Origin of the sequence: Treponema sp. OMZ 798, assembly GCF_024181385.1 — a bacterium.
Lineage (GTDB): Bacteria > Spirochaetota > Spirochaetia > Treponematales > Treponemataceae > Treponema_B.
In genome coordinates, this window is sequence record NZ_CP051305.1 from 591,852 (window position 1) to 615,008 (window position 23,157).

General features: G+C 37.9%; 30 protein-coding genes. 23 read left to right on the top strand and 7 right to left on the bottom strand.

What is annotated here, in order from left to right:
* Positions 1–81 precede the first annotated feature (81 nt).
* Entirely contained in the window at positions 82–471 is a 390-nt protein-coding gene (locus tag E4O07_RS02790) for a DUF3784 domain-containing protein (RefSeq protein ID WP_253687199.1), read from the bottom strand.
* A 230-nt stretch (positions 472–701) separates the two neighbouring features.
* Here E4O07_RS02790 and E4O07_RS02795 point away from each other — a divergent pair, with 230 nt between their 5' ends.
* The 5 genes from E4O07_RS02795 to E4O07_RS02815 all read left to right on the top strand — a co-directional run bounded on the left by E4O07_RS02795 (position 702) and on the right by E4O07_RS02815 (position 6,055).
* Positions 702–3,446, top strand: coding sequence for an FAD-dependent oxidoreductase (locus E4O07_RS02795; protein WP_253687200.1), 2,745 nt, complete (start codon positions 702–704; stop codon positions 3,444–3,446).
* Positions 3,447–3,463: 17 nt separating this feature from the next.
* Positions 3,464–3,805 carry a hydrogenase maturation nickel metallochaperone HypA/HybF gene (locus tag E4O07_RS02800; RefSeq protein ID WP_253687202.1) on the top strand — a complete coding sequence of 114 codons (342 nt, stop codon included), beginning with the start codon at positions 3,464–3,466 and terminating at the stop codon, positions 3,803–3,805.
* A gap of 18 nt (positions 3,806–3,823) precedes the next feature.
* Positions 3,824–4,486, top strand: coding sequence for a hydrogenase nickel incorporation protein HypB (gene hypB / locus E4O07_RS02805; protein ID WP_253688114.1), 663 nt, complete (start codon positions 3,824–3,826; stop codon positions 4,484–4,486).
* A gap of 162 nt (positions 4,487–4,648) precedes the next feature.
* On the top strand, positions 4,649–5,356 hold the full coding sequence (locus E4O07_RS02810; protein WP_371921946.1) for a hypothetical protein: 708 nt from the start codon (positions 4,649–4,651) through the stop codon (positions 5,354–5,356).
* An 18-nt stretch (positions 5,357–5,374) separates the two neighbouring features.
* Complete coding sequence (locus E4O07_RS02815; protein ID WP_253687206.1) at positions 5,375–6,055, top strand: zinc metallopeptidase; 681 nt, start codon at positions 5,375–5,377, stop codon at positions 6,053–6,055.
* Between the two features lie 2 nt (positions 6,056–6,057).
* On the opposite strand, the gene E4O07_RS02820 is transcribed toward E4O07_RS02815, so the two are convergent.
* On the bottom strand, positions 6,058–6,849 hold the full coding sequence (locus E4O07_RS02820) for a class I SAM-dependent methyltransferase (RefSeq protein ID WP_253687208.1): 792 nt from the start codon (positions 6,847–6,849) through the stop codon (positions 6,058–6,060).
* Positions 6,850–6,890: 41 nt separating this feature from the next.
* Positions 6,891–7,442, bottom strand: coding sequence for a GNAT family N-acetyltransferase (locus E4O07_RS02825; RefSeq protein ID WP_253687210.1), 552 nt, complete (start codon positions 7,440–7,442; stop codon positions 6,891–6,893).
* A gap of 108 nt (positions 7,443–7,550) precedes the next feature.
* On the opposite strand from E4O07_RS02825, the gene E4O07_RS02830 reads away from it, so the two are divergent.
* Positions 7,551–9,155 (top strand): ATP-binding protein, encoded by a 1,605-nt coding sequence (locus tag E4O07_RS02830; protein ID WP_253687212.1) that lies wholly within the window; start codon positions 7,551–7,553, stop codon positions 9,153–9,155.
* Positions 9,156–9,242: 87 nt separating this feature from the next.
* On the opposite strand, the gene E4O07_RS02835 is transcribed toward E4O07_RS02830, so the two are convergent.
* Genes E4O07_RS02835 through E4O07_RS02845 form a run of 3 tightly spaced genes read right to left on the bottom strand, consistent with a single transcriptional unit; the run spans position 9,243 to position 12,253 of the window.
* Positions 9,243–9,848 carry an MptD family putative ECF transporter S component gene (locus E4O07_RS02835; RefSeq protein ID WP_253687214.1) on the bottom strand — a complete coding sequence of 202 codons (606 nt, stop codon included), beginning with the start codon at positions 9,846–9,848 and terminating at the stop codon, positions 9,243–9,245.
* Between the two features lie 15 nt (positions 9,849–9,863).
* Positions 9,864–11,402, bottom strand: coding sequence for an ABC transporter ATP-binding protein (locus tag E4O07_RS02840; RefSeq protein WP_253687216.1), 1,539 nt, complete (start codon positions 11,400–11,402; stop codon positions 9,864–9,866).
* An 11-nt stretch (positions 11,403–11,413) separates the two neighbouring features.
* On the bottom strand, positions 11,414–12,253 hold the full coding sequence (locus tag E4O07_RS02845) for an energy-coupling factor transporter transmembrane component T (RefSeq protein ID WP_253687218.1): 840 nt from the start codon (positions 12,251–12,253) through the stop codon (positions 11,414–11,416).
* A 155-nt stretch (positions 12,254–12,408) separates the two neighbouring features.
* Here E4O07_RS02845 and E4O07_RS02850 point away from each other — a divergent pair, with 155 nt between their 5' ends.
* From E4O07_RS02850 to E4O07_RS02930, 17 genes are all read left to right on the top strand, one after another.
* Positions 12,409–12,561, top strand: coding sequence for a hypothetical protein (locus E4O07_RS02850; protein ID WP_253687220.1), 153 nt, complete (start codon positions 12,409–12,411; stop codon positions 12,559–12,561).
* Positions 12,562–12,578: 17 nt separating this feature from the next.
* A complete protein-coding gene (locus tag E4O07_RS02855) occupies positions 12,579–12,965 on the top strand; it encodes a hypothetical protein (protein WP_253687222.1) in 387 nt (128 codons plus the stop codon).
* A 128-nt stretch (positions 12,966–13,093) separates the two neighbouring features.
* Positions 13,094–13,333 (top strand): hypothetical protein, encoded by a 240-nt coding sequence (locus E4O07_RS02860; RefSeq protein ID WP_253687223.1) that lies wholly within the window; start codon positions 13,094–13,096, stop codon positions 13,331–13,333.
* A 62-nt stretch (positions 13,334–13,395) separates the two neighbouring features.
* Positions 13,396–13,602, top strand: coding sequence for a hypothetical protein (locus E4O07_RS02865; protein ID WP_253687224.1), 207 nt, complete (start codon positions 13,396–13,398; stop codon positions 13,600–13,602).
* Between the two features lie 336 nt (positions 13,603–13,938).
* Entirely contained in the window at positions 13,939–14,148 is a 210-nt protein-coding gene (locus E4O07_RS02870) for a hypothetical protein (RefSeq protein ID WP_253730582.1), read from the top strand.
* Between the two features lie 192 nt (positions 14,149–14,340).
* On the top strand, positions 14,341–14,565 hold the full coding sequence (locus tag E4O07_RS02875; protein ID WP_253687227.1) for a hypothetical protein: 225 nt from the start codon (positions 14,341–14,343) through the stop codon (positions 14,563–14,565).
* A 1-nt stretch (position 14,566) separates the two neighbouring features.
* Complete coding sequence (locus E4O07_RS02880) at positions 14,567–15,265, top strand: hypothetical protein (protein WP_253687229.1); 699 nt, start codon at positions 14,567–14,569, stop codon at positions 15,263–15,265.
* Between the two features lie 145 nt (positions 15,266–15,410).
* Positions 15,411–15,938, top strand: a complete 528-nt coding sequence (gene infC / locus E4O07_RS02885) for a translation initiation factor IF-3 (RefSeq protein ID WP_253687231.1) — start codon at positions 15,411–15,413, stop codon at positions 15,936–15,938.
* Between the two features lie 26 nt (positions 15,939–15,964).
* Positions 15,965–16,165 (top strand): 50S ribosomal protein L35, encoded by a 201-nt coding sequence (gene rpmI / locus E4O07_RS02890; protein WP_002668131.1) that lies wholly within the window; start codon positions 15,965–15,967, stop codon positions 16,163–16,165.
* 30 nt (positions 16,166–16,195) lie between these two features.
* Entirely contained in the window at positions 16,196–16,555 is a 360-nt protein-coding gene (rplT, locus tag E4O07_RS02895; RefSeq protein WP_253687233.1) for a 50S ribosomal protein L20, read from the top strand.
* Between the two features lies 1 nt (position 16,556).
* Entirely contained in the window at positions 16,557–17,018 is a 462-nt protein-coding gene (locus E4O07_RS02900; RefSeq protein ID WP_253687235.1) for a cell division protein ZapB, read from the top strand.
* A 5-nt stretch (positions 17,019–17,023) separates the two neighbouring features.
* Entirely contained in the window at positions 17,024–17,323 is a 300-nt protein-coding gene (zapA, locus tag E4O07_RS02905; RefSeq protein WP_253687237.1) for a cell division protein ZapA, read from the top strand.
* Positions 17,320–17,763, top strand: coding sequence for a YaiI/YqxD family protein (locus E4O07_RS02910; protein ID WP_253687238.1), 444 nt, complete (start codon positions 17,320–17,322; stop codon positions 17,761–17,763). The genes zapA and E4O07_RS02910 overlap by 4 nt, the downstream gene beginning before the upstream one ends.
* Before the next feature lie 65 nt (positions 17,764–17,828).
* Positions 17,829–18,872 (top strand): tetratricopeptide repeat protein, encoded by a 1,044-nt coding sequence (locus E4O07_RS02915; protein WP_253687240.1) that lies wholly within the window; start codon positions 17,829–17,831, stop codon positions 18,870–18,872.
* Positions 18,872–20,161 carry a LysM peptidoglycan-binding domain-containing protein gene (locus tag E4O07_RS02920; RefSeq protein ID WP_253730583.1) on the top strand — a complete coding sequence of 430 codons (1,290 nt, stop codon included), beginning with the start codon at positions 18,872–18,874 and terminating at the stop codon, positions 20,159–20,161. The genes E4O07_RS02915 and E4O07_RS02920 overlap by 1 nt, the downstream gene beginning before the upstream one ends.
* Before the next feature lie 20 nt (positions 20,162–20,181).
* Positions 20,182–21,531: an OmpA family protein gene (locus E4O07_RS02925; RefSeq protein WP_253687243.1), complete on the top strand. Its 1,350-nt coding sequence runs from the start codon at positions 20,182–20,184 to the stop codon at positions 21,529–21,531.
* Positions 21,532–21,623: 92 nt separating this feature from the next.
* Complete coding sequence (locus tag E4O07_RS02930; RefSeq protein WP_253687245.1) at positions 21,624–22,106, top strand: outer membrane protein assembly factor BamD; 483 nt, start codon at positions 21,624–21,626, stop codon at positions 22,104–22,106.
* 7 nt (positions 22,107–22,113) lie between these two features.
* Here the strand turns inward: E4O07_RS02930 and E4O07_RS02935 are convergent, their stop codons facing one another.
* A complete protein-coding gene (locus tag E4O07_RS02935) occupies positions 22,114–23,031 on the bottom strand; it encodes an alpha/beta hydrolase (protein ID WP_253687247.1) in 918 nt (305 codons plus the stop codon).
* Positions 23,032–23,157: the final 126 nt, after the last annotated feature.

Sequence of the window (23,157 nt, forward strand, 5' to 3'; positions counted from 1 at the left end):
CCTTTCTTGCGAATTGTGCTTTACATTTAAAGAGCATCTCTAAAAATTCAACAAGTTTTTGTGGTGCTCAAATATCGTTTATCATGCAAAAATAACTACAGTTAAAATAATCAAAACGACAATATTTATAAACACAATAAAGGGAATAACTTGATTTAGTCTTTTTTTATTTTCTTTTACCAAGAGAATTGAAACTGCAATCATCGTAAAAATTACATAGACTGCTATTACAAGTTTTTCGGTTTGCTTGGACATTTGAAAGAATTGAAAAAAAAGACCTACTGCCAAGGAAAGAACTGAAAGAAAATAGAGGCAAAACCCTACATGCTTGCCTATGGAAGATGCATTATATTCTTCTTTTTCCTCTTTGCTCATCATATTATAACCTGCAATCAAAAAATAGAATTTAAACTTTTGAATTAAAATACCGAAAACCGCAAGCAATCCTGCAATTATATAAAAAGCTGTCATTCTTTCCTCCAAAAACGTTTTTACTTTTAAATTATAGCATGATAGGTTCTTGTTGTAAACTATAAGCCGCATTAAAGAATCTTTGCTCTCCTTGCGGTTTATTTCAATTCAATTTTATCTTAAATCATTTCTATTTACTTTTTTAGGTCTTTGTGATAAAATTCAAGCTTAAGTGCCTGCGGATAAATCCGCAAATGAGTTAAACATTATTTACTTTTATGGAGCGTTTTATGAGTAAAAAAGACAAGCCTAAAAAAATCTTGTATGCAGTCGATTATAAGCCTAAAAGAAAGAGCCCATTTCTTTTGGAATTTGCCAACCATCTAAACCGGACAAAACCCGGTTCCAAAAGGTCAATTACCTACGACGACCCCGAATACTATGTTATGGAAAACATCGTTACCGACGAAATGGCAAAGGTCGGTATGTTTTTAAAAATCAGAACACCTCTAAGTGCTCAAGATATATCTCCCCTATGCGGAAAAACCGTGGAGGAAACCGAGAAGATTCTTTGGGATTTGGCCTATGTAGGCTGCTGTATTACAAATACCATTGACGGAGTAAATAAGTATTGGACCGAAATATGGGTTCCCGGCATTATGGAGATGATAAACAACAACAAGGAGCTTACCTCAAAGCATCCCGAAATAACCATAGCCTTCGATGCCTACGGAAAAAAGAAAGGAGAAATAGCTCCCGGTATCTTGCCCATGGGTGTTTCCCCGATGAGGGTTATTCCTATCGAAAGTGCAATCGAAAGCGATACCCATCATGCAAGTTACGAAGAAATTTCTCATTACCTAAACCAGCACACTCTTTTTAGTGTTTCAGATTGTTCTTGCAGAACGGTGCGCGAAAAGATGGGAGAAGGCTGCGGCCATCTAAAAGAAGATATGTGTATTCAGATGGGACATGGAGCCGAGTATTATATTAAAACCGGAAGAGCCAGGCAGATTACTCGTGAAGAAGCCTTTGAAATTATAAAAAAGGCTGAAGAAAACGGACTCATGCACGATATTCCGAACCTGGACGGGGAGGGAAAAACTCATGCTATCTGTAATTGCTGCGGCTGCGGCTGCCTTGCAATCCGAAATGCGATTATGTACAGGAATCCCGATTTTTCCCGCTCAAATTATATTTCGGTAATTGATGAAGAAAAATGTGTAGCCTGCGGTGAATGTGTAGAGCACTGTCCGTCTAATGCCCTAAGACTGGGGCAAAAAATCTGCTCGTCAAAGCCCATCCCCGAAGAAAAGACCGTAAAAACTCCTCGAGACCACCGATGGGGGCCTGAAGACTGGAATCCTGATTACCGCACAAACAGGCAGGTTGTCGTAAAGACCGGAACAAGCCCCTGTAAGGCTAACTGTCCCGCCCATATAGGTGTTCAAGGTTATATAAAACTTGCATCTCAAGGAAAATACAGGGAAGCCTTGGAGCTTATAAAACTCGAAAATCCCTTCCCGGCAGTATGCGGTCATGTCTGTCCCCGTTATTGCGAACAAGGCTGTTCACGGCTCGGTCTCGATGAGGCCGTTGCCGTTGACGATATCAAAAAATTTATAGCGGAGCAGGATCTTAATTCGGAGCACCGCTATGTTCCGAAAAAGAAAAGAGACTATCACGATAAAAAAATTGCCATTATAGGAGGCGGTCCTGCAGGTCTTTCATGCGCCTACTATCTTGCAATAGACAATTACGATGTAACCGTCTTTGAAAAAGAAAAATCCTTGGGCGGAATGTTAAAATTCGGCATCCCCTCATTTAGGCTCGAAAAAAATGTTCTTGATGCCGAAATAGATGTTTTAAGAGAACTGGGCGTAAACTTTAAAACCGGAATCGAGGTAGGAAAGGATATAAGCCTTGATGAACTTAGAGCTCAAGGCTTTAAGGCCTTTTACCTTGCAATCGGAGCCCAAAAGGGAAGGCTCTTGGGCATTGAAGGCGAAGATGCTGCCGGCGTAATTACCGGTGTGGACTTTTTAAGGGAAGAAAACTTAAACGAAACCAAAAGCCTTTCAGGCAAGGTAATCGTTATCGGAGGCGGAAACGTAGCCGTTGACGTTGCCCGAATGGCTGTCCGCGCAGGCGGAGAAGAAGTTTCTATGTTCTGCCTCGAAAAGAGGGAAGAAATGCCGGCCCTCCCCGAAGAAATCCATGAGGCCGAAGAAGAGGGTATAAAGATTACAAACTCATGGGGCCCCAAACGAATCCTCGTTCAAGGCGGAAAGGTAAGCGGAGTGGAATTTAAAAAATGCGTTTCCGTTTTTGATAAGGACGGAAGGTTCAGCCCTGCCTATGATGAAAACGATACCATGACTGTCGAGTGCAGCTTTGTTATAACCTCGGTAGGACAGGCAATCGATTTGGGCTCTATCTTGGAAGGTTCCGCCTGCGAGATAAACAAAAACCAAACCGTAAAGGCCGACCCGGTTACCTATCAGAGCGCTCAAAAAGACATCTTTGTAGGCGGCGATGTGTTGACAGGCCCCAAATTCGCCATAGATGCCATAGCCCAGGGAAAGGAAGGTGCTGTTTCGATTCACCGCTTTGTACACCCGGGGCAAAGTTTGGTTATGGGAAGAACAAAGAGGGATTATAAACCCTTAGACCGTGAAAACTTGGAGCTTGCAGGCTTTGACCGGCTGCCCCGCCAAAGAGCGGAAGAACCTTCCGGCGAAGAAGGCAAAAAGACCTTTAGGGATTTACGCAAGACCTTAACCGAAGAGCAGGTCAAGGCTGAAACTGAACGCTGTTTAAAATGCGGAGCCGTCAAGGTTGACGAGTATATGTGCATAGGCTGCGGAATGTGTACTACGCGCTGCCGCTTCGGAGCCATCAGCTTAAAGCGTGTTTATGATGCTCGCCCGAGTACCCTCGAAAAGATTAAGGGTGTCGTTATAAGAAACATGGTAAAAAGGGAAGGGAGAATTTTATTTAACAAGATTTTTAAGCCTTCTCCAAAGCGCAAATAAAAACCGGATTTAAGTTTATGCACGAATTAAGTTTGGTCATGGAAGTTGTCCGCCGTGTTGATGCAATCGCTAAATCGAACAATGTCAGCGAGGTCGATACAATAGTTTTACAAATCGGCGAAATTGCAAGCGTTGTTCCTCACTTTGTTCAAGCCTGCTATCCTGCCGCCGTAGACGGGACATGGATGGCAGACACAAAGCTGAAAATCGAAATGGTAAAGGCTTCTGTACGCTGCAACAGTTGCACTCAAGTTTTTGACCCGATAGAATATCACGGTGTCTGCCCCTCCTGTTCTTGTAATGAGCATGAGATTCTTACAGGTCGGGAATTTTTAATAAAAGAAATTGTATGTTATTGAATTTTTATGGGAGTTATGATGAACGAGTTTAAGGTTATCGAAATTAAAGAAGGTGTTTACGAAACAAACAATGCCCATGCGGCAAAACTTCGCAGTAAACTAAAGGAAGAGAAAAAGTTTTTATTGAATTTGATGTCGTCTCCGGGGTCGGGAAAAACTACCTTGCTTAAAGCAAGCATCGAGGCTTTAAAAAAAGATTTTAGAATCGGTGTTATGGAAGCCGACCTTGATTCTGCCGTAGATGCCGAGACCATTTCGCAAACAGGTGCAAAGGTTATTCAGCTTCACACAGGCGGAATGTGCCACTTGGATGCCGATATGACCGAACAAGGCTTGGAAGCCCTCGGTATTGCAGACCTGGATCTTATCTTTCTTGAAAATGTGGGCAACCTGATTTGCCCCGCAGAATTCGATACGGGCGCCTTAAAGAATGTTATGATTTTAAGCGTTCCCGAGGGAGACGATAAACCCTTAAAATATCCTCCGATGTTTCAGGTTTGCGATGTTCTTTTAATCACAAAGATGGATACCGTAAGCGTCTTTAATTTTGATTTGAAAAAATGTACCGAGTACGTAAAGAAGCTCAATCCCGATATAAAAATCTTCCCCGTATCTGCCTTAAAAGGAGACGGAATGGAAGCATGGATTGACTGGCTGCGTTCTGCCGCAAAAGACTTTTAAGTATCTTTTTTTGATAAGCAATTTTAATTGAAACTTTTTGAGCTTATTGTACTTTATATCTATATCCGGTATAAAAGTAGAAAGTTTTTATAGGAGATACGATAAACAGTTCGGTAGAAATTCCACCTCACTGTTTATCCATATTTTATAGGAGAAATGAAAGTGAAATGTATTAGAACCATTATGTTTATGCTGATTGCAGGTCTTGTATTGGCTTCTTGTGCGCCTAAGGCCGATATCTTTGTTCAGCAGTCGGGAGATGTTGTGGTAACCTTGGATATCCAAACAGGAAAAACAATCGATGCCCTTCTCGAAAATGCGGCTCAGTTTACCGAAGAGGAAAAGGCTAAAAGCCCTTCAATCTTTAATACGGAAGAAATAAAAAAAGAGCTTGAAGCCAAGGGAATAAAAGTTTTAAACATGACTACCAATTCGATAGCCGGTATAAATGCAAAAATCAAAATCATGAGTAAGGACATGGATAGTGAAACCTCCTTTGTAAAAACCGATATGAAGGCCGGTCTTTTGTCTTTGAGCATAGGTCCCGATAATATAAAGGAATTTGTAAGCCTGCTTTCAGAAGACGACAGGGAGTATATCGAACTTTTAATGGCTCCGGCTATAACGGGAGAGCCTATAGGAACTGCGGAATATGAAGATCTTATTAAGGCCGCTTACGGAGATAAGCTTGCTTCCGATTTAAAAAGATCAAAGTTCCATGTTTCCATTACCTGTCCTAAAAAAATTAAAAGCATCAAGATTACTCCTTTCGGATATTCTTCTAAAGACGGTAACAAGGGGACAGTCGATATCCCCCTTTCAGAATTGCTTTGTGTAAGAGACCCCATCTTCGTTGAGGTTAAATTCTAAATTTTTTTGGAGGAGTTTATGTATTTCGATTATTATTATTTGGTTTTGGTTGTTCCGACCCTGCTTTTATCCTTGTATGCTCAATTTAAGGTAAAGTCGGCCTTTTCAAAATACTCTCAGGTCCAGACCATGAGGAAAATTTCAGGCAAAGAAGCTGCAGCCCTCCTGCTTAGATCAAATGCAATATCCGATGTGAATATCGAAAGGGTAGGCGGAAGTTTAAGCGATCACTATGATCCGTCTCACAAGGTTTTACGCCTTTCGGATCCGGTCTACGATAAGACCTCGATAGCAGCCGTAGGTGTTGCCGCCCACGAAACAGGACACGCCATTCAGGATAAAGAAAAATACGGCCCGCTGGTTTTGCGCAGCACCTTGGTACCGGCTGCAAACATAGGTTCGGCTGCCGGCCCCTATTTGGCCCTCGCCGGTATAATCTTCGGAATGAATTTGCTTCTCAACATAGGTATAATTCTTTTTGCCTGCGCCGTTTTATTCTATCTTGTAACCCTGCCGGTTGAAATCGATGCTTCAAGGCGTGCCTTAAAAGTCTTGGAACACAATGCAGTTTTAAGCCAAGAAGAACTAAAAGGTGCCAAAAAAGTTTTGTCGGCTGCCGCCTTAACCTATGTGGCCTCAGCCCTTACTGCAATGGCAAACCTCTTACGCTTAATTTTAATTTCGCGGGATAGAAGGTAAATTTAATTTTTTTGAATGAGTGAAAAATAGATGGGCCCTGCTCCCTCCGCCTTATCGGGAAGAAAACGGAATCCGTATTTTGTTTTTTCGGGGAGGATGGGCCCAAGGCTGTCAGGTTTTTCTTCAAGCCTTACTCTTTCCTTATATTTTTTTATAAGCTTTTCGATTAAAAAATCGTTTTCTTCATCGGCAAGAGCACAGGTCGAATAGATCAAATAGCCCTTAGGTTTAAGGAGCAAAAAGGCCGCAGATAAAAGAGCCCATTGTCTTTGGCTTAAATTTTTTATGCGGGCTTCCGTCCATTGTTTAAGATATTTTTCGTTTTGAAGCACATGCCTTTCGGAAGAGCAGGGGGCATCGAGTAAAATTCTCTCGTAAAGCTCTTGACCGTAGCGGGGCATTCGGGAAGCATCATAGCCGGAAATCTTGATTCGTTTTCGGTCGTCTTCATTTAAGTGCTCATCGAGAACCCTTATAAGCCTGTTCCGCCTATCGGCCGAAAGCTCGTTTGCCTGTATTTCGGCATCTCCCTTAATCCTGCTTAAAAGAACCAGGGTCTTTCCTCCGGGGGCAGCACACATGTCGAGGCAGCTTCCTTCTTCAAGAAGAGGCATGGCCTTGGCGGCTTGGATGCTTGCATAATCCAGATAGTAATTTTGTATGAGGTTTTCGCTGTAGGCTTCCGCCTTGTTTTCTTCTAACAGGGCTGCTTTGAGGGCAGACCACCTTTCTCCAAAAATGGAAAGATAGTAGTTTTCAAAACCTTCTGCCCCGCTTAGTTTTTGTTTTTTCATAACTAAAAAATTTTTTTCGGATAAATAAAACTATAAATAACCTATAGTTCAAACTCGGGATGCTTTGCATAAAAATCTTCAGGGATAATATCCATTAAGATTATGTCGTGCATTTTCCGGTTGCGAATCAGGGCTCCTCTCCTTGCTCCTATTTTTTTAAAGCCGACCTTTTCGTAAGCCTTAATAGCTCTTTCATTATAAGAATATACATTTAAGATTATGTTGTGCAGGTTGAGTTTTTGATAGGCATAGTTTATAAGTAAACACATAGCCTCGGTGCCGTAGCCCTTTGACCAGTAAGCCTTGTTACCGATAAAGATGCCGAGCTCTGCAGTTCTATCCAAATGACTGATCTTCATAAGCCCCATGTTTCCTATAAGCTCATCGGTTGCAGTATCCACGATTGCGTAATTATGTTCCTTTGAAATCCTATCGATTATTAGGCGTTCGGTTTCAAGGCCGATAATAGAAGAAGCAAAGTTAAGATATTCGGCCACTTCCTGATCGTTTGCCCAAACAGCATATTTTTCGGCATCTTCAATTCTCATTGGGGCAAGATAGCATTTTTTTCCGATAAGTTTTTTTATGTACATGAGACCTCCCATAAAAATCCAATAAAAGCTTTTTAAAAGGATTATAGTTAAAAGATGGGGCAGGGTCAAGAACTTGTTTTAGGCCGCCTATTATGTTATACTATATTTATGAGTACTAAAAGAAAAATGCCTATCGGCGTTCAAAGTTTTGAAGTTCTACGAAAAGATGCTTTTGTTTATATAGATAAAACGGAATTTATTTGGAAATTGGTGAACGAAAGCCGTGTTCACTTTTTAAGCCGGCCGCGCCGTTTTGGGAAAAGCCTCTTGCTTTCTACCTTGAAAGCCTACTTCCTCGGGCAAAAAGAGCTGTTTAAAGGTTTGGCTATCGAAAAACTTGAGGAGTGCGAAAAAGACAAAAGAGAAATCTGGCAAAAATATCCTGTACTCTATTTGGATTTTAATCCAAAAAACTACGCCGACACTAGGGCTTTGAATGATATTCTTAATGCCCACTTATCTGAATGGGAGGATGAATTTAAGATAGAAAAAACGGAGGAATCTCCTGACGGACGCTTTAGAAATCTTTTAAAACAGATTTATGAAAAAACAGGCAAGCAGGCTGTCATCCTCATAGACGAATACGATAAGCCCCTTCTTCAAACTATGTGGAAGGATGAAGCCTTAAACGAAACCTACCGCACAATTCTTAAAGGTTTTTTCGGAGTAATAAAAAGTGCAGACCAATATCTCCGCTTTGCTTTTTTGACAGGAGTTACAAAATTCAGTAAGGTCAGCATATTCAGCGATTTAAATAATTTAAGGGACTTAAGCCTCTTGTCGGATTACTCTGCCATCTGCGGTATTTCCCAAGAAGAACTTGAAAAGGATTTTCAACACGAAATTGAGGCCCTTGCCGAAAATAATGATTTGACCTATGAGGAAACCCTCGCAAAATTAAAACAAAGATATGACGGTTATAAATTTTCAGAAGACGGAAAAAATATGTACAATCCTTTTAGCTTGTTAAATGTTTTTGCCGATGGGAAAATGCGGGACTATTGGTTTTCAACAGGCACCCCGACCTTTTTGGTTGAGTATCTTAAAAAAGCCTATTATAATATTCCCGACCTCGATGGAAATGTAAAAATGAACGAGGCAGGTTTAGAAACCTATAGGGCAGATGCAATCAACCCCCTGCCTATTTTGTTCCAATCGGGCTACTTAACAATCAAAGACTATAACGACTTTTCAAGACTTTTCCGCTTAGGTTTTCCTAATGATGAGGTGCGTTACGGTTTTTTGGATAATTTACTTCCGGCCTACACCCCGATACGAACCGATAAAACAGGGCTTTCTATTTGGGAATTTTACGAGCAAATAGAGGCCGGAGATGTAGACGGCTTTATGGAAAAATTAAAGGGAATAATATCCGGTATCCCTTACGACAGCTTAACAGAAAAAGACCTGGCCTTGCGTGAGCAAAACTATCAGACCGCCGTCTATCTTGTCTTCGCCCTTATGAACCAGTTTGTGCATACTGAAGTCCGCTGTGCAACAGGGAGAGCTGACTGTGTTGTGGAATTCAGCGATAAGGTTTATATCTTTGAATTTAAACTCACCTCAAACGGAACGGCCGAAGATGCTATAAACCAAATAAAAGAAAAGGGCTACGCAGACAAGTACTCGGGGACAGGCAAGAAGGTAATAGCAATAGGTTCAAGCTTTGATGAAGATAAACGCACAATTAAAGACTGGCTGATTGATAAATGACAAAGTTCAAATGTCATTCGCTCTTCGTCATTCGTCATATGTACTTCGTGCTTTGACACTTGAACTTCACACTTCGCAATTTTAACTTTATTTTATTCCGGAATTCTTAAAATGTTTTCCCAATATTTTTGAGCCTATAAGAACTCCTACAAAGCCCAAGGCAAAGGTTGCAATTAAGATGATGACTCCGAGGTATCCTGCACTTGCAGCAACGCTTTGTTCAACCTGAGCTTCATTCATCTGCATTCTTTCAAAGCAGAATTTTTTATAATGCTCTACGAAAAAGAGAATGGGGATAACGCCTCCTGAAGCGCTTCCCAAACACATAAAACCGCTTGCAACGGCTATCGTGTATTTGTTCTTATACTTCGAGGTATTGGCTGCAATGTCGGCCAGCAAGGCTCCGATAAACATACCTATCAGCCAAGGAAGGTATCCCATTCCCAAAATTAAAACAACCATGATGAGTAAAAGCTGGCTGATAGTAAAAACACCGAATTTGGGAACCTTAATAGCCAAGAATAAATAAATTGTTCCGACTACAAGTCCCGAAATTGCCGGGGAAAAGGCATGTAAAAAAGGGTTTATTGCCGCAGTAACAAAACCTATGATCATAAAGACCGCAATATAAACCACAGTCATTATTCCGATAAAAACAAAATCCTTTGTTTTAAATTTGTTTGACTTTTCCATAAAGTCCTCCATAATCTATAAATATGTAGAAAAAATACTTTCCAATTTTTTGTCGTGTTTCTCGAGCCTTGAATCTAAGGCTATTTTTTTATCTTTTAAAAGAATCAACCTGTTGCATATCTTCGAGATAAATTCAAAATCATGGGTTATTATAAGCACTGCAGAAGTCTCTGCTATCTCTTCGATAAGTTCTCCTACCCTGATCATGTTTCCGTAGTCCAAGCCGCTTGTCGGTTCATCAAGAATTGTAAGCGGACAGCCTCTTACATAGGTGGCGGCAATTATAAGCCTTTGCTTTTGTCCCATCGAAAGAGAAAAGGGGTGCTCATCCTTGTAATCGTAAAGGTTGAGCTTCTTTAAGGCCTTCTCTATTTTTTCGTTTATGTTTTCAAGCTGCTTGTTTCCTATCAAAAGTTCCGAAAAAACATCGGCACCGAAAAGCTGATATTCAACATCTTGAAGAACAAAATTTGTACGGCTCACTCTTTCTTTTTCGTTTAGAATTTTTTCTCCGAATTTAATGCAGCCCGAATTTTGGCGGTAAATACCCGATATGATTTTTGCGAGGGTTGTTTTTCCTGCTCCGTTTTTCCCGGTAAGGGCGGCAATGTCATTTTTGTAAAGGTTTAAGTTGATCGAGTTTAAAATCTCGGTTCCGTCCTTAAACGAAAACGAAATATCGGAAAGACTGCAAATTTTTTCGCCTTCCTTATAGGAATTAAATTTATTTGAATCAAATTTACCGTTTAAATCTTTATTTGTTATAGAGCTGATAGCTTCCGTTTCATTTTCATTTTTAAAAAGATGCAAACTTCTTAAGCCTTTCGAATTTAAGTCTGCATTTTCAAGAGCTAAAAATTCTTCACGAGTGTATTCGTCTTGTATGTTTCCTTCATTTATATAGATAACTCTGTCAAAAAGATCTTTTAGATAATGAAGACGATGCTCCGCTATAATTATAGTAAAGTTTCTTTGTTTTAAAATTTTTAAAATATCGGCTAAGATTAGGATGGAGTTAAAATCCAGATTGGACGAGGGTTCATCAAGAACTATAATTTTAGGCCGCAAGGTTAAAATTGAGGCGACGGCTGCTTTTTGTTTTTGTCCGTTTGAAAGGTTTTCAAGTTTTTCGGTTAAGAGGTTTTCGATGTGTAAAATAGAACAAACCTCGGCAATCCTTTCTATTATTTCATCGCGGGAAAGCCCGTAGTTTTCGCAAGGAAAGCTGAGCTCCGAAATTACGTCATCGGTAAAAAACTGACTCTTGGGTGATTGAAAAACCGAGCCTATATCTTTTGAAATTTCATCTATGCTGAAATTCGAAACATCTTCTTCGTTTATAAAAACGGAACCTGAAAATTCGCCCTCGTAAAACCGCGGGATAAGGCCGTTAATACATTTTGTCAGCGTAGACTTTCCGCAGCCGCTTATGCCTGTAACAAGTAAGAATTCTCCCTTTTTGATATTAAGAGAGTTTTTTTTTAAATTTGCTCTTCCGTCTTTTGAGGATTCATATATAAAAGAAACATCTTTTAATTCTACTGCTGTATTCATTTTATCGTCCTTTAAAAGAGCCTAGTAAATACGGAATCGAAGTCGAAGATTATTGCAGCACCGACAACAAAAAGGGAGATCAGGGTAAAGGAGTAATCTGTTATTTCGAATTTTATTTTAAAAAGCTCTGCAGCAGTTTTTGGGGATTCGGCTCCCTTTACGAGGGCTGCAGCCGTCATGTCATCCGCAAGAGATACGGCCCGAAAAAGAACAGGAACGAGAGCATACTCCAGACTTTTAATAGGATGAAAAAAAACGTTTTTTGCCCCTAGTTCGATTCCTCTCATTTTCATGCTGTTTGTGATTATGATCATCTCTTTTTTTATGGTAGGTAAAAAACGCACTGCAACCGTAAAGCCGAGCATTATACTCTTAGGAAGCTTCATTTTATTTAAAGAACTTACGAGGCTCTTTGTATCTACCTTGTTAAAAATTACCGTTGCCGCCATAAGGAAGGGTAAAAATTTTTGCACACCCATTGCGATGAGGGAAACGGAGTTAATCAAAAACTGTATGGGCAGATCGGGCAGGGCTCTTATCCCGAAAGGAAGAGCGAGCGCTAAAAAGAATATTAAGGTATATTTTATTGCCTTTTTGTACATTTTAAAAAGGCAGACAATGCTCAAGGACACAAAAAAAATAAAAATATTTGCAGAAAAAGATGAAGAAACCGTAGTTATAAGTGAAAGCACAATGTTTAAAAATACTATTGTGCGGGGATCCAAGATAGTTCTTTTTTTTGAAGTGTAGGTTCTTATCTGCTCTGCAAGAACCGAAATATCGTTTGAATTTTCCGTATAAAAAGCGTAGCCTTTTAGCTCCGAGTTTAAGTATACTATATTGTTAGACATAGGCGACATATTAACCGAAAAGAAAAATTTTGTCAATCGATGAGACAAGATATTTTTGCATTTGGATTTACACAAAGCTCTGGTATTTTTTGCGGATTTGTGTTAAATTTTACTTAGCTGATTATTTTCACTTTCCATAAAAGGAGATTAAAAGAATGAAAAAAAATATTGTAAGTTTTTTGTTTATCATCATTACTGTTTTCGTTATTCATTGTGAAGAATTATCATATATAAACTATGCAAATAATTACAATATTTCAGAGTATGATATTAAAAATATTCTAGGGACTTATATGGAAAAAAATTAATATGGAGATTGTGTGATATGGCTGCTTCAATTTTAATATTATGCGCTTTTTTGAGTATTTTTTTATTTATATCATGTTTTATATTATCTATATTTATAGGTTTTTATCAAAAAAGAATACCCGGATTAGATTATAATTCTCTTGTAGAAACTGCTTTTTTAGAAGGACATTATTACGGTAAATATTGGAATCATAAAAATAATGAGGGGAATTGGACATGGGTAATGCCTGATTCATATATTAAGAAAAAGGCATTGGAATTTAGGGATGATGATACAGAGAAAATAATAAAATACAGAAAAAAACTTGTCAAGACTATAAAAATTAGAACTGTATTATTTGTAATTATAGGTTTTATATATGCCATTGTTTTTTTTATTTCGTTATTTGTTGACTCAAAATAAAAGATTTTTATATGTTATTGGTACAAATATAAAAAAGATTAACATTATGAACTCAAAACCTTGTCTTGAGTACCGATACTTGTTTACTGTTATGTTTTGTGTAATAATAAAAGCTAGGATTATATTAAATGAAATTTAATACGAAAATTGAATATTGTTTAGTAGAATTTAAGATGTCTAATCAAACATGTTATTGTTTATGGTTTTCTGATAATCGTGATGCGTTTTTGATTGATGAAAATGACAAACTAATTATGTTTTATTGTGAAGATGACATGAGAGCGTTTTGTAAAATTCATAGTTTAGATATTCAGATGGAGGCTGCTGTATTGTATGATATTGATGCATTTATGGAAAAATATGTCTGAATGACATAGATTGCAATCTTATTTTGCGTTTTTGGAATATTGCATCTGACATGGCGTATACATTGAAAGAATCGTTTATAGGTGATGATGATGGTGTGGATTGTGTAATATTGGATGTATATAATAAACTGTTTTACGGAACAAATCCGCCGGCTCTGAAAAAAGACTCTCAGGAAGTATATATTCCTAAATGGACAAAAGAAGAAAGTCTTATTATAAATAATGTAATGGATGATGCGGTTAGAATATTTTATAAATATTTAAAATAAATATTGGAGGTGTATGATGACACATGTATTTTTATTATCATATGAGATACCTAATGATATAAAAATATGGAGGGAAAATAAATGTCAAGCCACATAGATAATTTTTTTACAATTTTGTCGTTCTTGCCCGGACTTTATTGGGTGATATTGTATATTCTTTTATTGTTATATGTAATTGCCTCATGGTTAGGAAGATTGAACAAAAAAATAAAAAATATTGTATTTGATAGTCCGGCAGTTGATACATGGTTCCATATTTTTAGGTATACAATACTGCCTTTAATAATATTAATTATTTTTACGATAATTTTAGTTAAAAGGATATATTATGGTAATATGGACTATCATTATGGTTCTATAAAAATTTTAATAATATTTATTGTAGGAATAATTTGGTTTTTAGGAGCGTGGATCATATCAAGTATACAAAAGAAACGTGCAGAAAATGGTGATTTGGGATTTGCTTATAAAATAACAGCAATATTATCATGTATTTTATTTCCTCTAGTTGCATTAATTATTGTATTTCTTTTAGTGAGAAAATAATAACGAAATTGAGGATGTATGATATGAAAGAATTAGATTTATCTTATAAGCAATTTTGCATATTTAATAGATGAAGAAATAACAAAATTAACAGATTTTGTGTTAGATAGAAAATCTGCAACTTAAATAAAATAGCAGCTACGACACTTGTTTGCTTTTATATTTTGTGTAATAATAATTAGGGGGTTAATTATGAAAAAATTATGTATTTTATTAATTATTTTTGTTTTGATTTTTTCATGCAAAAAAAGTGATGAATTTTATGAAAGAAGCTTTTTACTTGATTGGAATTTTTTTAGACCTAAAGGGCGCAACAGTAATTTTCTCCCTTCATCATATAGTTATGTTAAGAGCGGTGTCAGCCATATTATGACTGAAACTAAATTTACTTGTATTTTTGCAGCTATTTTTATGTGAGTTGACAAAAATTAAAGATAGTATTATAAAGAGATACCTAGCAGGGGAGGTAAAAAATTTGAGATTAGATCGTAAATTTGGCATAATATTTATAATTTTATTGCTTTTTTATTGCGATGCTTTTTCAATGGGAATCCTTTGGAAGCAGAGAGTTTCTCGAAAGAAAGAGAAAGAAGTGGAACAATACATGCAAGGTGTTATTGATAATATCAAAACATTAACTGAAGAAAAATTTATTTCATTATTTTATGAAGACAAGGTTAGTGTTTATATGCAAAAGCCGTACAGTGCCTATGAGAATCCCAATATAGGATCTTATTCTTGTATTCCTGATGATATAGAAGAAGTAATTTTTAAGAGCGACCTATTTAATACGGAACCCCCGGCTACTTGTTTTAAATCATTGACTACAGTATTCTCTCTTGGAGATATTATTTACAAAAAGAAGCCTGAGATGCATAGACCTTATGGGTTTGATCACGAGGCTATAAATGCATCGCTGCCATATAACCAGCTTATTGATTATTTTCAGAGTATTTTTATAGAATGTAACGAAAAAATACTTCGTATTTCTTTTGTTGCTTCATTGTATGATGACGGAAAAGGTAATTTTTATATATTTAATATTATTTGCGATTTTAGTGAATTCTCCTCTATTGAAGAATATGAACGAATGAAAAAAGAAGAAAAATATTATTGATTTTTAAACCCCGCCGATAAAATCGATATATTCTTCCTCTTTACTTTTTTCATCTTCAGAGCTTGACTATTTTTTTTATTTTCGATATAATTAACCCTAAATTTTATTATATCGCACGCTTAAGGAAGGTGCAGAAGGAGAATCGTTGGCTGAAGTAAAAGGTTTGCGGATAAATGATCAAATCCGCGTGAGAGAGGTTAGGTTAATTGGGGCTAATGGCGAACAAGCAGGTATTGTTCCCACTATTGAGGCTGTAAAAATGGCCGCAGAAGCCGGACTTGACCTTGTTGAAGTTGCGCCTACCGCGAAGCCTCCGGTTTGCAAAATAATAGATTACGGTAAATATCGATTTCAAATGGAGAAAAAGCTCCGTGACTCCAAGAAAAATCAAAAGCAGCAAATGATGAGAGAAATCAGAATGCAGCCTAAGATACACGACCATGATCTTGAGTTTAAATCCGCACATATCAAAAAATTCCTTGACGGCGGCGATAAAGTAAAGGTAACCGTGCGTTTTTGGGGACGCGAACTTGCTCATACAGAGCTCGGTTATGAAGTTTTAAACAAGGTTTTGGAAAAACTGGGGGGTGAAGAAGCCTGTACCCTCGAGAAAAAACCTGCTATGGAAGGACGGACAATGTCTATGACATTGAGTCCCAAACAAAAAAAATAAGCTTATAATAAATTTTGGAGGTACTTATGCCTAAGATGAAGAGCAAAAGAGCTGCTAAAAAGAGATTTTCTCTTACTGCAAGCGGTAAGGTAAAATACAAGCAGATGAACAAGGGTCATATTATGACTAAAAAATCTCAAAAACGTGTACGCCGTCTTAAGAAATCGGCCATTCTTTCAGAGGCTGACAGCATGAAGATGCGAAAGCAGCTATTGCCCTACGGTTAATTTATTTGAAATAGAAGTCAGGAGTTTATAATGTCAAGATCAACAAGCAGTGATAGAAGAATTACAAGAAGAAAAGCTATATTGAAGCAAGCCAAGGGCTTTAGAGGCCGCCGTGGTACCAACTTTAAGGCAGCCCGCGATGCAGTTCGAAAGGCCTTGCTTCACAGCTATGTAGGACGAAAAGATAAAAAAAGCGATATGAGGCAGATATGGATTACCCGTATCAATGCAGCCGTTAGAGCTGAGGGTATTTCCTATTCACGCTTTATTGCCGGAATGAACAAGGCCGGAATCCAATTAAACAGAAAGGCCCTGTCAAATATGGCAATCGAAGATCCCTCCGCTTTTAAGGCTGTCGTAGAAGCTTCAAAAAAGGCTTTAGGAGTCTAATATGCTCAATCTCGATCAGGTAAGGCTCCTTGAAAACAAGGTAGAAAGGGCTGTACAGATGATAAAAAGCCTTCATACCGAAAAAGATTCTCTAAAAAAAGAAATTGAAGCTAGAGACAAGCGGATTTCCGAATTAGAGAAGCTTATAGTAACTTTTAAGGATGACCAATCTAAGATCGAGGAAGGAATAATCAACGCACTTAATCAATTAAGTGCGTTTGAGGATGCCTCTTATACAAAAAAACACGAAATGAGGCCTTCTGCCTCTGAATTTGAAACCGCAGTCCCTGTTTCAGCCGGATCTGAACCGGAGTCTTTTTCACCTCCTCCTAAAACCCCTTTACAACAAGCTCCTGCAGCAGATCCCGTTTCGGAAGAACCGGGTTCCGGTAATCTTCAAAAAGACCTTGATGATGTACTGGGGCAAGCCTCCGATACAAGTAAACAGATGGATATATTTTAGGTAAAATGAGCAAAGGACAATTAAATATAGACGTATTGGGAACTTCCTTTGCCATTCAAGCCAACGAAACCGATGAATACCTAAATCGAATTTACAATCACTATCTAAATGTTTTAGATCAAGTGAGGCAAAGTTCGAAGGTTACCGATCCTTTAAAACTTGCCATTCTTACTGGTATTTTAATTACCGATGAGCTTTACAAGGAAGAATTTTCGGAACAAAATTCGCAAGATCTTATCCAAAAAGCTTGTGACATAGAAAAATCCGCTATGCGGATGATAGAAAAAATCAATGAGGTAATATGAAAATCTGGGTGGATGCCGACTCGTGCCCTGTAAGAATAAGACAAATTACGGCCAAGGCCGGAGAACGTCTAAAGCTGCCCGTGATCTTTGCAGCAAACAGGGAAATCCCCGTGCCTAAGGGTGCAAGCATGGTTGTTACCGAAAATACGGAACAGGCGACCGACCTCTACATAACCGAAAACTCGGCTGAGGGAGATTTGGCTATAACGAGGGATATCCCCTTGGCAAAACTTTTGGTAGATAAGGGGCTTTATGTTATAAACGACAGGGGAACAATTTTTACCCGCGACAATATAAATACCTACCTGTCTGCAAGAAATTTTATGTATGAGCTTCAGGCCAACGGTCTCGCTCCGGAAAAAACCGCCTCTTTCGGTAAAAAAGAGATTCAGAAATTTTCAAATCTTTTAGACAGCCTTTTGGCTAAGGCCTTAAAATAAGGACCCCGTATTCAAGGTTTTAAGTCCTTATTGTACTTTTAGGGAGAAAATGATATTATAAGCAGATGAAAAATAAACTTATTTTAATGTTCATGCTCTGTCTTGTTTTTATAAGCTGTAAACAAGATCCCGATTTTTACTTATATGATGACATGGATAACTTAAAAGACGAGCAAAAAACTCTTATTGAAGTTTTAAAAAAAACGGAAAGCAAGGAAATGAGCTTTGCCGTTAAGGATAGAATAGCAAAAAATCTCAAGGTTAAAAAGAAAAATAAACTTTTAATTGTCTTTTTAAGCTCCCTTGTAGAAAACGACCCTGATGACACTTACAAGGGCTATTGGCTTTTAATGCTGGCAAACGAATATATGGAACAAAAAATGAATGAGCCGGCTGCTTATTTTTTTGAAAGAGTTATAAAACTGGATAAGGATATGGAAATTTCGGGAAAGTCCATTCAATATTTAAGCTTAAAGAATTTGATAAATATAACAACTGATCCAAAACGCCTTGTCGAGTATTATTCTCTTTTGCTTTCCAATTTTTATGACAGCATAGATCCCGCTTATTCTTATTTTATGCTTGCACAAAATTACGAAAAGCTCGGAGAATGGCATTTGGCGATTCAAAGCTATTCAAAATTTATAGGACTGGGACGTTTCGATTTGATTATACCCGGCATCCCCGACAATTACGGCTATGCTCGAAAAATCGTAGACTACAGCTCTTCAACAAAGAGCTGGACCATGGAAAGCCTTGACGAACTTTTGTCCATTATTAAGTCTGCAATTCAAAGGAAGGACTTTGATACCTTGGAAAGGTACCGCTCAAAGGTAAACTTTTTTTCGATGGCTTGGAAACAGGAGCTTTCGGATATTTACGGTTCTCCCGATTTTTCTTTAAGAAATTTTATGCGCGGAAGTTATATAAAGATAGAATCCGAAATTGACCCTTCCTCTACACCCTATGAGGCCTATCTTAAAACCTCAGGTTGGAATCAATATTCGAGAATATGGTACCTGTATTTTAGAAAGGTCAACTTCCCGGCAGATCCTGAAATTCACGGAAGATGGGAATGGGCAGGTATTTACTACGGAGAAAAAATTTAGTGAAAATACGGCTTTTTTTTATAGTCTTTATTTTTTTTAGTTTTAATTTCATTCATTCAGCCTCTTTAAATTTTACAAGGGATGAATCAGCTAAGCTCAGACAGTTTAGCAAGATTTCCCTGTCTTATAACCGTCAAAAATCGCTCCACGGTACGGTTATTGTGCCTCCAAGATATCCCCTAATTGAAAGATTTAGGAATCAGTATCTTACCGAAAACGGCTTAAGGTACTTGGAGGCCATTATGCAAAGATCCATCCCTTACCGGAATTTTATTATTCAAGAATTGCGCAGGGAAAATCTTCCTCCCGAACTCTTGTTTTTACCTGTAATAGAGTCGGGTTTTTCGCCTAAGGCTGTGTCAAAGTCGGGAGCTGTAGGCATTTGGCAATTTATGCGGAACAGTATAGGCGGCTATGATATTCACATCGATGAGTGGATGGATGAAAGACGGGATCCATGGAAGACCAGTGCTGCAGCAGTAAAAAAACTGAAATGGAATTATAATTATTATAATGACTGGTACTTGGCCCTTGCGGCCTATAACTGCGGGGTAGGGGCCTTGGATAAGGCAATAAAAAAGGCCGGAAGCCGAAACTATTGGTATCTGGCCGAAAAAAAATTCTTAAAACCGGAAACTTCCCTCTATGTTGCCAAATTTTTAGCTATTGCAGAAATTCTTATGAACAGCGAAAAATACGGTATTGATTGGGGCGAAGCTCTTGATTATGAAGCCACCGAGCTTATTCCGATAAAACGCTCTGTGGATATCATCTTACTTGCAGAAAAAGTTAAGGCTGATACCGATCTTTTTTCGGCCCTTAATCCGTCTTTAAAATTTAATATTACACCGCCCAATGTAAAATATAACCTGCGGATTCCTATGGAGCATAAGGAGGCCGTTCAAGACTTGCTCGCAAAAAACACCCTTCTTATAAAATACTACAGCTATAAGATAAGATCGGGAGATACTCTTTACGCCTTATCAAGACACTACGGTGTAAGCATTAAGTCGATTATAAACTATAATCCCGGTATCAAGGCTTCGGCTCTTAGGATAGGGCAGGTGCTTAGAATACCTGCTCTAAAAACGGTGAATTCCTACAGGCGTAAAAAAGACGATCAAAATGTTGAATTTAATGGTGTATACATAATTCAAAAAGGCGATACCCTCTGGTCAATAGCCTTAAAACATGATGTTCAAGTTGAAACTCTTGCGGCAAAAAACGGAATAGAAGTAAATTCGGTGCTTTCCTTAGGTCAAAAACTAAAGGTGCCGATAATAAACTGATAAGCAAGGGGATAAAGCAAATGAACAAATTTTTAAATAAAAACACAGCTTTAAAAAATGCCAAGGCTTTAAGCGGCTTTTTTTTGTTTTTCTTCCTTTTTAATTTAGCCTTAACCGCCTATGAGCCTGTTCTCCAATCTTCTTCCGTTCAAAATTGGGAAAAGGGCACAATCGAATCCTTAATAAAACTTGATATGAATAAAAGCGGCTTTTATCTTCCCGGTGACAGGGATGCGGCTTTTAATACGATAGAAAAATACATGCCCTCTCTTTTAAAAGATATCTATCTTTCGGTTGTAGTTGACTCTTCCCACCGCTTGGGCAACTATCTTGCTGAAGAAAAAGTAAACTTAAACACCATAAACAAGATAATCGAAAAAGGGAACTATAAAAATCCTCATTTTTCAAATGATCTGTCAAATGCGCTAATTAAAACAAGCACCGAAATGCATGAAATTGCAAAACTTTTTATAAAACATTCTACCCCCTATGCTCCGTCGATTCCTCCAAGTACCACGGTCAGCAAGGTGTATACGGGTATTTTAATCGATGCGAGGGGCTTGCTGCCCGTACATGGGGAGTATACAAAAGAGAAACTTCAGCCCTGTATTTTCCCTAAAATTTGGAATACAGATATGTCTACGATATACGAAAAGAATATGGTAGATCCTAAAATTGCAAAAAAGCTTGGAATCGTTTTATATTCTTCAAGTCTTAATGAAGAACTTTATAGGGAATATGTGGGTACCGAGCCCCTGCGTATCATAGCGAGAGGAGTTTTCGGCCAAAATAGAACCGATCCGATTATCTCGATGGAAGATAGCAGCCGTATTTTGTCAAAACCTGAAAACTTAAAGCTTTTAGAGGAAGGGCGGATAGTCATAATCTGTGATGAGGATATGCTCCATGTTACCGAAGCCTTTACTCCTCCGGATGAAAACTATTACTTTGCCTATCATGATATTGAACTCTTACTTGAAAAACGTAAGGAAAAAGGAATTGAACTTTCCAATCCTAAAAATATCATTAAGATAACGATGTACGATATCAGGTTCGTTGCAGATATGCCCGATGTTCTTCCTGAAGAGACCGGAAAAATAGATGTAATTGCTGAGGCTCTTTTAAAATTGGGTCCCTATACAAAATTTTTAATTGAAGGTCATACGGCAGATCTTAACAGGCCTGAGGACGAAAAGATTCTTTCGGTTCAAAGGGCGGAAAGAATTGCAGATGAAATTTCTAAGCGGGGTATTGACCGCTCAAGGATAATGACTGCCGGCTATGGAAGTACAGTACCCAAGGCTCCCAGCAATAACGAAAAAAATATGGCAAAAAACCGCCGTGTCGAGATTACGGTAATCCGTGAATAAACGCTTATATTAAGCTTAAAATGATACTTTTTGTAATATTGTTTGTTTAGGACGTATTAACACAGGTTTTAAATAAAATTTGGAGAATAAAAATGACAAAAAAAATTAAGGCAAGATCCTATTTTTTTAATTTAATCGGTTTTATAACTTTAGCTGCAGCATCAGTTATGCTTTTTTCTTGTTCAAGTCTTCCGACTGATGAAACGGTTCCCGGAAATCTTACGCCCATTGAGTTAAATCAAAGGGCCCAAGAAGAGCTTGACAACGGTTATTTAAGAAATGCTCTTGAGTATTATAAAATAGTAATAAAACGTTACGGCTCTGATGCCTCTATCAGGACAGCTGCAGAATATGAAATTGCTCATATCTATATAACTCAAAACAAGTGGCTTGAAGCCGATGATATGCTTAAAGCCATTATCGACAGATACGAAATGGCCGGAGGAGCCGGCCTTGCTCCTAAATATCTGGTTCTTGCAAGAAAGGACTATAAAAAGACTCAAGAGTATATTCAAAAATATAACTTAAGAAAAACAACAAAGGATAACCCCGAAAAAACTGAAGAACAAGTTTAATCGGGCTTTACCCTATCCGTTTTTCTATCCATTCAAAGATATCGGCCTTAACTTCTTCCTTATTTGTTTCGTTTAAGATTTCATGACGGGCTCCTTCGTAGAGCTTTAAGTTAAGGTCGCTTATACCGTTGGCCTTGTAAATATCATAGAGTTTTTTTACGCTTTTACCTAGGTTAGAAACAGGATCCCGCTCGCCTGATGTGATGAGTATAGGCAGCTCAGACGGAATCTTTGCCATTTCTGTGCCCCTGTGGGTTTGTTTTAATCCTTTGATCAAGTCTTGGTAAAAACCTACAGTGCACACAAAGCCGCAAAATTCATCATCAATATATTTTTGAACCTCTTTTTCATCTCTCGAAAGCCAGTCAAAATTTGTTTTGGGGGAATCGACCGTCTTATTGTAGGCTCCAAAACTCAGTTTATCCATAAACTTGGAGGGTATTTTTCTTCCCGAAAAGAGCTTATTTAAGCCGGCTGCAAGGCCTGCAATGCTCATCATAGGGTTCGGGCCTGCACTTCCAACTAAGATAGCGGCATTAACGGTTTTACCGTAGTTTTCTATATAATTTTGTGTGATAAAAGAGCCAAACGAGTGTCCCAGTATTATAATTGGAATATCGGGATAAATCTTTTTAATTTCTTCGTTTATCTCTTTTTGATCTTCTACTACCCGCTTAAAGCCGTCTTTATCGGCAAGATAACCTTTGAGCATTATATTTCCACAAGTTTTACCGTGCCCTCGATGATCCGATGCAAATACCGTAAACCCGCGTGTACATGCATCTTCGGCAAAGTCGGCATATCTTAATGCATGTTCTGCCATGCCATGAACTATATGAATTACAGCCCTAGGCTTTTTTTTGGGCAGCCACTGATGAACTGCAACGGCCGACCCATCGCTCATTGTTTGATAAATTGTCTGCATAAATCATCCCCCATAAAAATAGTATAATCCATAAAAATAAAATTTTCAATCAAAAAAAAGATAAAATTTATTTTATCTTTAAAATCTATTTTGTTGATTTTTTACCGTTAATATGTTATAAAGCTT

What these genes read in the sequence shown, in the direction of transcription:
- E4O07_RS02790 (WP_253687199.1), bottom strand. Translation starts at nt 471, where the DNA reads ATGACAGCTTTTTATATAATTGCAGGATTGCTTGCGGTTTTCGGTATT.
- E4O07_RS02795 (WP_253687200.1), top strand. Translation starts at nt 702, where the DNA reads ATGAGTAAAAAAGACAAGCCTAAAAAAATCTTGTATGCAGTCGATTAT.
- E4O07_RS02800 (WP_253687202.1), top strand. Translation starts at nt 3,464, where the DNA reads ATGCACGAATTAAGTTTGGTCATGGAAGTTGTCCGCCGTGTTGATGCA.
- hypB (WP_253688114.1), top strand. Translation starts at nt 3,824, where the DNA reads ATGAACGAGTTTAAGGTTATCGAAATTAAAGAAGGTGTTTACGAAACA.
- E4O07_RS02815 (WP_253687206.1), top strand. Translation starts at nt 5,375, where the DNA reads ATGTATTTCGATTATTATTATTTGGTTTTGGTTGTTCCGACCCTGCTT.
- E4O07_RS02820 (WP_253687208.1), bottom strand. Translation starts at nt 6,849, where the DNA reads ATGAAAAAACAAAAACTAAGCGGGGCAGAAGGTTTTGAAAACTACTAT.
- E4O07_RS02825 (WP_253687210.1), bottom strand. Translation starts at nt 7,442, where the DNA reads ATGTACATAAAAAAACTTATCGGAAAAAAATGCTATCTTGCCCCAATG.
- E4O07_RS02830 (WP_253687212.1), top strand. Translation starts at nt 7,551, where the DNA reads ATGAGTACTAAAAGAAAAATGCCTATCGGCGTTCAAAGTTTTGAAGTT.
- E4O07_RS02835 (WP_253687214.1), bottom strand. Translation starts at nt 9,848, where the DNA reads ATGGAAAAGTCAAACAAATTTAAAACAAAGGATTTTGTTTTTATCGGA.
- E4O07_RS02840 (WP_253687216.1), bottom strand. Translation starts at nt 11,402, where the DNA reads ATGAATACAGCAGTAGAATTAAAAGATGTTTCTTTTATATATGAATCC.
- E4O07_RS02845 (WP_253687218.1), bottom strand. Translation starts at nt 12,253, where the DNA reads ATGTCTAACAATATAGTATACTTAAACTCGGAGCTAAAAGGCTACGCT.
- E4O07_RS02850 (WP_253687220.1), top strand. Translation starts at nt 12,409, where the DNA reads ATGAAAAAAAATATTGTAAGTTTTTTGTTTATCATCATTACTGTTTTC.
- E4O07_RS02855 (WP_253687222.1), top strand. Translation starts at nt 12,579, where the DNA reads ATGGCTGCTTCAATTTTAATATTATGCGCTTTTTTGAGTATTTTTTTA.
- E4O07_RS02860 (WP_253687223.1), top strand. Translation starts at nt 13,094, where the DNA reads ATGAAATTTAATACGAAAATTGAATATTGTTTAGTAGAATTTAAGATG.
- E4O07_RS02870 (WP_253730582.1), top strand. Translation starts at nt 13,939, where the DNA reads ATGGACTATCATTATGGTTCTATAAAAATTTTAATAATATTTATTGTA.
- E4O07_RS02875 (WP_253687227.1), top strand. Translation starts at nt 14,341, where the DNA reads ATGAAAAAATTATGTATTTTATTAATTATTTTTGTTTTGATTTTTTCA.
- rpmI (WP_002668131.1), top strand. Translation starts at nt 15,965, where the DNA reads ATGCCTAAGATGAAGAGCAAAAGAGCTGCTAAAAAGAGATTTTCTCTT.
- rplT (WP_253687233.1), top strand. Translation starts at nt 16,196, where the DNA reads ATGTCAAGATCAACAAGCAGTGATAGAAGAATTACAAGAAGAAAAGCT.
- E4O07_RS02900 (WP_253687235.1), top strand. Translation starts at nt 16,557, where the DNA reads ATGCTCAATCTCGATCAGGTAAGGCTCCTTGAAAACAAGGTAGAAAGG.
- zapA (WP_253687237.1), top strand. Translation starts at nt 17,024, where the DNA reads ATGAGCAAAGGACAATTAAATATAGACGTATTGGGAACTTCCTTTGCC.
- E4O07_RS02910 (WP_253687238.1), top strand. Translation starts at nt 17,320, where the DNA reads ATGAAAATCTGGGTGGATGCCGACTCGTGCCCTGTAAGAATAAGACAA.
- E4O07_RS02915 (WP_253687240.1), top strand. Translation starts at nt 17,829, where the DNA reads ATGAAAAATAAACTTATTTTAATGTTCATGCTCTGTCTTGTTTTTATA.
- E4O07_RS02925 (WP_253687243.1), top strand. Translation starts at nt 20,182, where the DNA reads ATGAACAAATTTTTAAATAAAAACACAGCTTTAAAAAATGCCAAGGCT.
- E4O07_RS02930 (WP_253687245.1), top strand. Translation starts at nt 21,624, where the DNA reads ATGACAAAAAAAATTAAGGCAAGATCCTATTTTTTTAATTTAATCGGT.
- E4O07_RS02935 (WP_253687247.1), bottom strand. Translation starts at nt 23,031, where the DNA reads ATGCAGACAATTTATCAAACAATGAGCGATGGGTCGGCCGTTGCAGTT.